Source organism: Microbacterium sp. 70-16, assembly GCF_001898315.1.
GTDB lineage: Bacteria > Actinomycetota > Actinomycetes > Actinomycetales > Microbacteriaceae > Microbacterium.
Genome location: NZ_MKTQ01000015.1, coordinates 1 through 10336 on the forward strand (window position 1 = coordinate 1; position 10336 = coordinate 10336).

Annotated in this window: 9 protein-coding genes and 1 pseudogene; 9 read left to right on the forward strand and 1 reads right to left on the reverse strand. The window is 65.6% G+C overall.

Features of this window, described 5'->3' with window-relative positions; translation table 11 throughout:
- From ssb to BGO46_RS07940, 8 genes and pseudogenes are all read left to right on the forward strand, one after another.
- On the forward strand, positions 1–423 hold a 423-nt coding region (gene ssb, locus BGO46_RS07905; protein WP_299985716.1), incomplete at its 5' end, for a single-stranded DNA-binding protein.
- Between the two features lie 65 nt (positions 424–488).
- Positions 489–743 carry a 30S ribosomal protein S18 gene (rpsR, locus tag BGO46_RS07910; protein ID WP_005054609.1) on the forward strand — a complete coding sequence of 85 codons (255 nt, stop codon included), beginning with the start codon at positions 489–491 and terminating at the stop codon, positions 741–743.
- Between the two features lie 3 nt (positions 744–746).
- A pseudogene (gene rplI / locus BGO46_RS07915) lies at positions 747–1079 on the forward strand (50S ribosomal protein L9); the annotation flags it as partial.
- 415 nt (positions 1080–1494) lie between these two features.
- Positions 1495–4068, forward strand: coding sequence for a replicative DNA helicase (dnaB, locus tag BGO46_RS07920; RefSeq protein WP_292679280.1), 2574 nt, complete (start codon positions 1495–1497; stop codon positions 4066–4068).
- A gap of 228 nt (positions 4069–4296) precedes the next feature.
- A complete protein-coding gene (locus tag BGO46_RS07925) occupies positions 4297–6054 on the forward strand; it encodes a P-loop NTPase fold protein (protein WP_198553654.1) in 1758 nt (585 codons plus the stop codon).
- A gap of 338 nt (positions 6055–6392) precedes the next feature.
- Positions 6393–6821 carry a hypothetical protein gene (locus BGO46_RS07930; RefSeq protein ID WP_101305222.1) on the forward strand — a complete coding sequence of 143 codons (429 nt, stop codon included), beginning with the start codon at positions 6393–6395 and terminating at the stop codon, positions 6819–6821.
- Positions 6818–8107, forward strand: a complete 1290-nt coding sequence (locus BGO46_RS07935; RefSeq protein WP_101305223.1) for a 7-cyano-7-deazaguanine synthase — start codon at positions 6818–6820, stop codon at positions 8105–8107. The genes BGO46_RS07930 and BGO46_RS07935 overlap by 4 nt, the downstream gene beginning before the upstream one ends.
- Entirely contained in the window at positions 8104–8874 is a 771-nt protein-coding gene (locus BGO46_RS07940) for a TatD family hydrolase (protein WP_101305224.1), read from the forward strand. Before BGO46_RS07935 ends, BGO46_RS07940 begins: the two co-directional genes overlap by 4 nt.
- 59 nt (positions 8875–8933) lie before the next feature.
- On the opposite strand, the gene BGO46_RS07945 is transcribed toward BGO46_RS07940, so the two are convergent.
- Complete coding sequence (locus BGO46_RS07945; RefSeq protein WP_113681778.1) at positions 8934–9254, reverse strand: hypothetical protein; 321 nt, start codon at positions 9252–9254, stop codon at positions 8934–8936.
- A gap of 264 nt (positions 9255–9518) precedes the next feature.
- Between BGO46_RS07945 and BGO46_RS07950 the strand changes: the two genes are divergently transcribed.
- On the forward strand, positions 9519–10336 hold an 818-nt coding region (locus tag BGO46_RS07950), incomplete at its 3' end, for a TnsA-like heteromeric transposase endonuclease subunit (RefSeq protein WP_299985722.1).

Here is a 10336-nt window from a genome sequence, read left to right on the forward strand (position 1 = left end):
AACTTCACGATCGCGTCGACGCCGCGCAACTTCGACCGTCAGGCCAACGAGTGGAAGGACGGCGAAGCGCTGTTCCTCCGCGCGTCGGTGTGGCGCGAGTTCGCCGAGCACGTGGCCGGTTCGCTCACCAAGGGCATGCGGGTCATCGCGACCGGTCGTCTGAAGCAGCGTTCCTACCAGGACCGCGAGGGCAACAACCGCACGGCGATCGAGCTGGAGGTCGACGAGATCGGCCCCTCGCTGCGCTATGCGACCGCCCAGGTCACCCGTGCCGCCTCCGGCGGTGGCGGCGGCAGCTTCGGTGGGGGTCAGCAGGCCCGCCCGCAGGTGCAGCAGGCCGAAGAGCCCTGGGCCACGCCCGGGTCGGCCGCGCCGGATGCCTGGAGCGCTCCCGGCTCCTACGGCGACGACACCCCGTTCTGATCGTCGCCTCACTCGCAAGATCTCGGATGCCCCGGGCATCCACAAACTCGTACTAAGGAAAAACAATGGCTGGAAAGGCTACTGGCGATCGCCGTAAGCCGCGGAAGGGCGCGAAGAACGCCGCTCCCGCGAAGGCGATCCGCGTCGGCGTCATCGACTACAAGGATGTCGCGACGCTTCGCAAGTTCATCTCGGAGCGTGGGAAGATCCGCGCCCGTCGTATCACCGGTGTCTCGGTGCAGGAGCAGCGTCTGATCGCCAAGGCGATCAAGAACGCGCGCGAAATGGCGCTCCTGCCTTACGCCGGCGCTGGCCGCTAAGGGACCCGCGGTGGCGAGAAGCAGGTGGCGTCGATTCGCGCCGCCCGTGACGCCCGTGCGATCCACGTCCACGAAGAGGCCGTGGCCCTCAAGGACGCCCTCGAGGCGGCCAAGGTCAAGCTCAGCGTCAAGGCCGGCAAGGAAGGTCGCCTGTTCGGCGCCGTCAAGCCCGCCGACGTCGCGGATGCCGTCAAGGCAGCCGGTCTGGGTGACCTCGACAAGCGCAAGATCCACATCACCGCTCCGATCAAGGCTGTCGGCGAGCACGAGGCGACCGTTCGCCTGCGTGACGACCTGACCGCTGTGATCACGCTGCAGGTGGTTGCTGCGAAGTAATCGCTTCCGGCGGCTGAGCCCGTCGAAGCCCGGAATGCCGCAGGCCCTGAGGGGTCTGCGGCATTCGTCGTTTCTGGCGCTGACCTGCAGAGAGATTCTCTGGTCAGGACTTGACAAAGCGGGCGGTTATCCCCGTTGTTGTCCCCAAGCTTGTGGGTAGGCGACAACCTTCAACCCACACTTCAATCACATTGCCCGTCCACAGGTTGTGAATCAAATAACCGCAGGTCAGATACATAATTCTGTTGCAACCGTGGGTTGAGTTGCGCGACTTTCCACAGGGTTTGTACACAGGCATCCCGGCGTTTCGCGCAATGTCTCCACAGAGTTATCCACAGGCTGGTTTGCGGGTGTCGGAACCCGTGCCTAGCGTTGCCTGTGGCTCGGGGAACGGGCCGGGGAAGAGGGGCGCTGTATGTCGATCGCGGACATCTCCGACGAACGAATGGGCGGGTCTTCAGACCGCAGCCACGAGCGGACGCCGCCGCACGATCTGCTCGCAGAGCAGAGCACGCTGGGCGGCATGCTGCTGTCGGCGGATGCCGTGGCCGACGTCGTCGAGTCGATTCGAGGCACCGACTTCTACGTGCCCAAGCACGAGCTGATCTTCGAGGCGATCCTCAGCCTCTACTCGCACGGCGAGCCCACCGACGTTGTCGCCGTCACCGACGAGCTCATCAAGACCGGTGACCTGCAGCGCGCGGGCGGCGCCGACTACCTGCACTCGCTGACCTCAATCGTTCCGACGGCCGCGAACTCGGCGTACTACGCCTCGATCGTCCACGAGCGTGCGCTGCTGCGGCGCCTCGTCGAGGCCGGCACCCGCATCGTGCAGATGGGCTACAACGGTCAGGGCGAGGCGCTCGACCTCGTCAACAACGCGCAGGCCGAGATCTACTCCGTCACCGGCGCCGAGCAGGCCGAGGACTACGTCGCGCTCGAGGTCGCCGTCGGCGCCGCCATCGAAGAGATCGAGGCCGCCCGCGGCCGCGACGGCCAGATGACGGGCATCCCCACCGGCTTCCAGGGTCTCGACCAGCTCACGAACGGCCTGCACCCCGGCCAGATGATCGTCGTCGCGGCGCGGCCGGCCATGGGTAAGGCCCTCGCGCTCGACACGCCCCTGCCGACGCCCACCGGGTGGACGACGATGGGCGAGATCCAGGTCGGTGACGAGCTGTTCGACGCCGACGGCCGGCCGACGCGCGTCGTCGCGGCGACCGAGGTGATGGAGGGGCGGCCCTGCTACGAGGTCGGTTTCTCGGACGGGTCGAAGATCATCGCGGATGCCGAGCACCAGTGGCTCACCGAGACGCGTGCGGCTCGCCGGGGCACCGCCGGGGCATCTGTCGTCACGACCGAGCAGATGTTCCGCACGCTGACCGTCGGCGCCGAGGCGCGGGCCAACCACTCCGTGCGCAACGCGGGGGCGCTGCAGATGCCCGAGGCTGACCTTCCGGTCGCGCCTTACGCGCTGGGCGCGTGGCTGGGTGACGGCCACTCGGCCGGCGCGCGGATCACGAGCGCGACCGACGAGATCCCGGCGCTCATCGCCCGCACCGGCCTGCGCGCGCAGAACCGCGGGCGGATGCTGTACACGATCCAGCTGCTCGAGCGCGAGTCGCTCGTGCGCTCGTGCGAGGTGTGCGGCGCCGAGTTCGTCGCGCGGCACCCGAACGTGCGGACGTGCGGGCGCACGTGTGGACCCAAGAACAAGGGTGCGCACCCTGAGCGGTTGTCGTGCCCGGACTGCGGGATGCCGTACTCGGGCGAGGCGCAGCGATGCGCTGCCTGCTACGCCGACCACGGGTCGTTCACGGCGCTGCTGCGCAAGGCGGGCGTGCTGGGCGACAAGCACGTGCCGGCCGCGTACCTCCGGGCATCCGAAGCGCAGCGTCGGGAACTGCTCGCGGGCCTGCTCGACACCGACGGCACCGTCGTCAAGGGCGTCGGTTCGTGCCAGTTCGCGGTGACGAACAAGAAGCTCGCCGACTCGGTGTACGAGCTGATCGTGAGCCTCGGCTACCGCTGTGGGCGCACGGCGAAGCGTGTGAACGGCCGTACCGAGGCATCCTCGACGTGCTACATCCTCAACTTCTCGACGACCGACGACGTGTTCTGGCTCGAGCGCAAGCGCGCGCTGCACGCGCAGGAGCGCCCTGCCGACACGCGACGCACCGGCCAGCGCTACGTCACGGCGATCCGCCCGATCGAGAGCGTGCCGGTGCGCTGCGTGCAGGTCGACAATGACGAGCACCTGTACCTCGCGGGTGAGTCGATGATCCCGACGCACAACTCGACGCTCGCGCTCGATTTCGCGCGGGCTGCGGCGATCAAGCACAACCGGCCGACGATCTTCTTCTCGCTCGAGATGGGGCGCAGCGAGATCGCGATGCGCCTGATGAGCGCCGAGGGCGCCGTGCCGCTGCAGTCGATGCGCAAGGGGTCGCTCGATTCGCGCGACTGGACGACGATCGCGTCGACGCGGGGTCGCATCAACGATGCGCCGCTGTATATCGATGATTCTCCGAACATGACGCTCGTCGAGATCCGAGCGAAGTGCCGCAAGCTCAAGCAGCGCGTCGGTCTGCAGATGGTCGTGATCGACTATCTGCAACTGATGACGTCGGGCAAGCGGGTCGAGTCGCGTCAGCAGGAGGTCTCGGAGTTCTCGCGCGCGCTCAAGCTGCTCGCTAAGGAGTTGCAGGTGCCGGTCATCGCGCTGTCGCAGCTGAACCGTGGCCCCGAGCAGCGTGCCGACAAGAAGCCCGCGATCAGCGACCTGCGTGAGTCGGGCTCGATCGAGCAGGATGCCGACATGGTGATCCTGCTGCACCGCGAAGCCGCCTACGAGAAAGACAGCCCCCGCGCCGGCGAGGCCGACCTCATCGTCGCCAAGCACCGCAACGGCCCGACCGACACCGTGACGGTGGCCTTCCAGGGCCACTTCTCCCGGTTCACCGACATGGCGCCGGGAGACTTTGGGTGATTGTAGGTTCCACGCCGAAATGACATATTCCACGGGTAGTTGGCAGGCACTTGGCATCTCTGCCAAGTGCCGTGGACACGCGCTTGTGGCTGAGGCGTGTGGTTCTGGGGAGGGAGTCGGTTCCAGTCCGTAGGGTCGGAACGCTGGCCTGGGTTGAGTTGCGAAGCACTGGGGGTTGTTGTGGGGTCAGATTTTCGGTTGTGGTCGGATGAGCCATCGGCGACAGACTTGCTGTCGTTCGATGCGATCGCGGACACCGTGGTCGATGCGCTATTCGACGGTGAGCTGGATCCAGTTGCTCTCGGTCTTGAGGGCGCTTGGGGTAGCGGCAAGACGACGGTGCTGCATCTGATTGAAAATCGGATCGCCACGGAGAACGTGGATGGTCAAGTGGTTGTCGTGGTTCGGTCGAACCCTTGGCAGTACGACCCGGCAGTGGGCGCCAAAGAGAGTTTGATAGCCGAGATCCTCGGTGCGTTGAGTGCTGAGTTTGACGCGTCCGACCCTGTGGGATCGGCGGGTCTGACTGCACTGAAGGCGCTGGTGAAGCGTGTCAACTGGTCCAAGGCTGTGAAGATGGCGGCCCGAACGGCTTTGACCTTGCAGCTTCCGTCGTTGGACGACGTCTTCGACTTGGTCAGCGACGACCCTGAGTCACTCGATTCGCCCAAGGGCATGGCGTCTTTCAAGGAGGAGTTCCAGAAGCTGCTGGCCGACCCGGCGTTGGCGCATGTGTCGCGAGTCGTCGTGTTGGTCGACGACCTCGATCGATGTCTACCGCCGACTGTGGTCGAGACTCTCGAGACGATCCGCTTGTTCCTGTCGGTCCCGGGGATGTGCTTCGTCGTGGCTGCGGATGAGGCGCGGGTCGCGGAGGCGATTCGGATGCATCTTGGAACACCGCTTGTCGGGGACGGGCGAGAGAGTGTTGCGAGCTTGTATCTCCACAAGATCGTGCAGACGACGGTGCCAGTTCCGGCATTGAGCGCGTTCGACACGCGGGCATACTTGTTCCTACTTCTGGCGAAGCAGGAGTGCGGCAGTGATGATGCGTTCGCAGAGCTGGTGCGGGCGTGTGGTGAGCTGCGCGTCGCTGCCGGGAGCCTCGATGACCTGGAGCTGCCGGCGGATGGTTCGTTGCGGTCTGCGATGCAGAGCGCGGCGAGGTTGACCCCGATTCTGTATGAGAAGTTGCAGGCGAACCCGCGTCGAATCAAGCGGTTCATGAATGACTTGAACGTCCGGCAGTCGATCGCGGATCGGCGAGGGATTGCATTGTCGCCGGATGCGGTCGCGAAACTCATGGTGCTGGAGCGCACGTTGCCGACCGACTTCGACACTCTGCTCGGTTGGCTGAGCGCGGGGGTGCTGCGTCCCCGGCTGGAGCGTTTGTCCGAGGTCGCAGAGTCCGGCGCCGCCGCCGATCGCGGGGACGCAGATGATGGGGAAGGTGTCGACGAAGAGTCGTTCTCGGCAACCATGATCCGGTGGGCCAAGCTTCCGCCTGCCCTCGACGCGGCTGCGGCTGGCGGGTACTTGACGCTTGCGGCGGCGTTCCATGGTCGGCTGCTCGTCGACGAGGGGCTTCCGGAACAGTTGCGGGATATCGCTGCGGCATTGGCGTCAAGGTCGCAGATCGAACGTGAGGCGGTATCTCAGGACGAGCTACAGGCCTTGCCTCTGGGAGATGTGTCGGTGCTGCTCGATCATCTCGGCCGACGCCTCCAGGACGAGCCGGGCGTGCAGTTCGCGGCGGTGAACGCGATCATCACACTGGCGCGACTGCATCCGGCGGTACAGCAGGAGGCGCTCGTCGCCCTGGCTCGGCTGCGCGCGACCGATGTGAATGCCTCGACGGTGATGCTGTTCCGTTCCATCGAAGCTCAGTACGTCGATGTCCTTGAGGGGTGGCGCGTGGTGGGTGCCGACGATACCGACACCTCGAAGGCGCTGACATCGCTGCTCGGGCCGGTGGTGGCGTCCTGATGGGAACTAGTGGTGTGTACAAGGGAGGCGGCGGTGCAGCGGCTGCCGGACTGAGGGATGCGCTGAGCGACTGGCTTGACAGCGCATCCGCGCCATCGGCTCCCGCAGCTGGCGGCCCGACGATCGACGGGCGCCTGGATCCGAAGCGTGTGGGCGGGGCGTTGCGGTTGTGGTCCGGCCCGTCGGGTGGTGGCCGATCGGGTCGCGCTGGAGGATCCGGGAGCTCCGGTGGCGGCCGTTCTAGCGGCGGCGCGCAGCGCTCGGCCGCACGCGTAGCCGGCCCAGCCGGCAGCGCTGCGACTCTGTCGACCGCGTACTTGCGGGGTGAGCGCGCACCGTTGGAGGCGGCCGGGCTCGACCTCGATGAGCTTCGCGCCCTTGATGATCCGCTCGAGGTGCGCCGGCGCATCGTCGAGGCCGCGTTCGAGTCGGAACCTGACAGTACAATCGCCGATGGCGAGGCGCGACTGATCGTCGCAGACCTCGTGACGTGGACGCTGGAGACTCCGCGGGATCCGGCGCAGATCGTGCGCCACACGGTCGAGTTGATGATCGCTCGTTCCATCCTGACGGAGGTCGGCGACCGGATTCGACAAGAACCGAGGGCTGCGCTTCGGCGTTCCGCAGAGGATGAGATCCGACTCGCCGCGAAGGCATGGGCGATGCGATTCGATGTCGCCGCGGTGACTCTGGATGGCCCGTCCATTAGCGCGGCGGTCCAAACAGGCGTGACGGATCTTCTTGCTATCTATGGGGATGAGTCATGACGAGCATCGCTCTGTGTCTGTCCCGGGAGGATGCTGCCAAGAGCGGGGCGGACGAGGTGTTTTTGTGGGATGGCACGCCGGGCGATTCCTTCAATACGGGGTTACGACCGGACCTGCGCCAGCTCGGGACAGTTCCTTCGATCAATGCCGACTTCGTTCGTGTGGCCCTCACCGTCTATGTCGCAGACCATTCGGTGAGACGTGAACGGGGTGGATCGAACTGGAATCAGCGCGACCTAGTCTTGACCGTGCCGGTGATCCACGCGGAGAAGTGGCAGGCCGTCGCGGCGGAGTTGGAACGCACGCTCGCGTTCCTCACCGGCGACCGGTGGACTCTGCAGTTCGCCCGACTCGCCGCCTCCGAGACGAGTGGTGTGCTGGTGCCCGACACGGCCGCTCGGACGGTTCTGGTCAGCGGCGGCGCGGACTCCGCATCCGGCGCGCTGGTGTCCGCGGCATCGCTCCGGTCCGGGGAAGGGCAGCGGCTTGTCTCCCACTCAAGCTCGGGTGCGGGAGCGAGCGCCCCGCAGCAGCGTGTCGCCGCCGCCCTGGAGGCGCTGTTCAGCGGGACGACCATCCACCATTACCAGGTGCATTTGCAACGCAGAACACATCGCCTCAACGGCACACGATTTCGACGGGAACCGTCGAGCCGCTCGCGATCGTTGCTGTTCCTCGCGCTCGGGCTGGCAGTGGCAAGCCAGAGTGGCCGCGGCCTGTGGATCGCCGAGAACGGCTTCGCCTCCATCAACCCCCCACTTGGCCCAGAGCGGGTGGGAGCATTGTCGACCCGCACGACGCAGCCTTGGTTCCTCTGGCGCGTGGGCTCACTGTTGACAGATCTGGGCGGGTACGGCGAAATTGAGAATCCCTTCCAAGCCTTGACGAAGGGCGATGAGTACCGACGCGTCGTCGAGCTGGTCGGCGCGGATCGTGCCGCGGCATTCCTCAGCGCAACGAACTCCTGCTCGCACAGCGACCAGCAGTACTTGGGTCAGGTCGCCAGTGGTTCGCACTGCGGAAAGTGCTTCGGCTGTGTCCTTCGTCGCGCCGCGTTTGCCGCGGCAGATCTTTCCGATGCCACCCCGTACCTCGCCGACCGCGGAGGACGCTTCGCGAAGTATGCGGAGCAGCGGTCGATCGAAAACGCGGTCCGAGACTTCGTCGATGCGGGCGTGGACGAGAGCTTCCTCATGACAACCCCACTGCCCCCAGCCCTCACCGTCGCCGACGCGCGGACCCTATACGCACGGGGCTTGGCCGAGTTGGAAAACTATCTGGGATGAGACGCCTACCTCCCCTGGACACGCACGCGCACGTCGCGTTGGACATCGCGCCGTTCGAGCTTGAAAAGCTGGGCGCGGTTGTCCTGATCGCTACCCGGTCACTCGACGAATACGCGCAAGTGGAGTCGCGTTCGGATCGCGCCAGCGTATGGGGGGTGGGGTGTCACCCGGGTCTCGTCGGCGCCGATCGTGGATTCGATCCGGATCGCTTTGCGACCATGCTCCAGTCGACCTCATATGTTGCGGAGGTGGGACTCGATGGCGCGTCCCGCGTTCCACGCGACACCCAGCGGGCGACGTTCGAACGCATCGTTAAGGCGGTCGAGACCTCCCCTCGGATCGCTTCAATTCATAGCTACCGGGCGACCAGCGCTGTACTTGAGGTGTTGCGTGCATCTCACCTGCGTGCGGGGGCCGTTCTGCACTGGTGGTTGGGCACGCCTGAAGAGACTCGGGAGGCTGTCGCGTTGGGCTGCTACTTCTCGGTCAACTATTCGATGACCCGCTCGCCCGACGTGCTCCGAGCTATCCCGCGAGAACGTCTACTTGTCGAGACCGATCATCCCAGCGGTGATCGTTTCTCCCAAAGCCCACGCCGACCAGGCCGGGTGGAACCGGTCGAGGCCGGGATAGCGCGGGCGCTCGGCCTCGCGCCCGCGGTTGTCCGTACTGTCGTCTGGTCGAACTTCGCCGCGCTGGTCGACGACACAGGAGTCGATTCCCTGCTCCCCGCCGCGCTTCGACAAATGATCCAGTCCGCGAGGTGAGACGCGTGGTTCCGCGCGCAGACGGTCGGGCGGGCCTAGCCCGTAGGTGACCGTCGCCGTCAGGACGCGGAACGCTCCTCGGCCGTGCTCTGCTCCTCCACGTACTGGCTCGCCGCATTCCACCAGGGATTCCCGCGGACCCGGTACAGGATGGTCCGCTCTCCGGGCACGCGCTCGACGAACTCGATGAAGTTCGCTCGGCGGAGCTTCTGGATCAGTGGGTGCACGATGCCAGGGGAGAGCCGCGTGGCGTCGGTGATCGTCTTCGATGAGAACTTCTCGCCGCGTAGCCCGGCGATCTCGACCATGACGCTGTACATGTAGCTGTTGCCGAAGACGAGCCGGGATTCCTCCGGCGCGATGGGCTCCAACATGGTCATGTCCTTGAGTGTCGCACACGCGGCCGACGTGGGCTTCAGGCCGGCCTGTGGGCGTTGATTTTGTGGTCCCTATATTTGTATCCCTGACGGTGACTTGTTATCTATGTGACGTCCACTACAGTGAATGTCACATTCACTAGTATTCGTGACTCGCATATACCGAATTAACCCGTGATAGCAAGAGCGAGATCCTGAATCGTATTTCACGAATCTATGGCGGCAGCGTGCATTCTCCCGGACCGATTCGACCCTCACGCTGGCTTCATGACGGAGCGCGAGCAACTCGGGACGCGGGGCGGAGCGTTCCCGGCGGATGTCGGGCTGATGGTTCGCAAAGCGGGTGGCGAGGTGGACGTTGTTCCGCTGCAGTCAGCTCGATTGAGCGTCTTTGACGCCGCCGTCCCGTGGCGTGATTTCCGCTGGTACCGGGGGCAGCGGCATTTCTCGGGCAGCTACTGGTCGGCAACCATGCAATCGCATGTCGGATACGAGTCGCGGCTCGAGTACGCGAACCTGCTGTTGGCCGACTTCGACCCTCGCGTCGACTGGATCCTGTCTCAGCCGTTCCTCCTCGAGGGGGAGGACAAGGGCACACGCCGTCGCCACATTCCCGACTATCTGATCGTCCACGCGGACCAAACCGTCTGCGTGGTGGATGTGAAGCCCGCCGCGAAGCTCACCATCCCGAAGGTGCGTGACTCGCTGAGCTGGTCGCGGCGCGTGATCGAACCCCACGGGTGGGAGTACCGCGTCCAATCCGAGCCGGATGAGGTGTTGCTACGCAACGTCGAGTTCCTTGCCGGCTACCGCCGACCCTTCCAGTTCGCCGACGGCGACGTCACCGGCGCGCTCGGCGAGCTGAGATCGCCCATGGCGTTCGGCGAGGCGGTGCGCGCGATTCCGGCCGTCGCCGGCGGGCTTCTCGCAGCACGCGCGCTTGTCCTGCACCTGCTGTGGGCTCGCCGGCTGAGCACCGACCTGACTCGACTTCTGAGCGCCACGAGTGGGCCGCCCCCTTCATTCGGTCCGGTCGCTGTGCGAGTCGTCGGTTTCCAGTTGATGGGTGCATTGCCGAGCGTAGT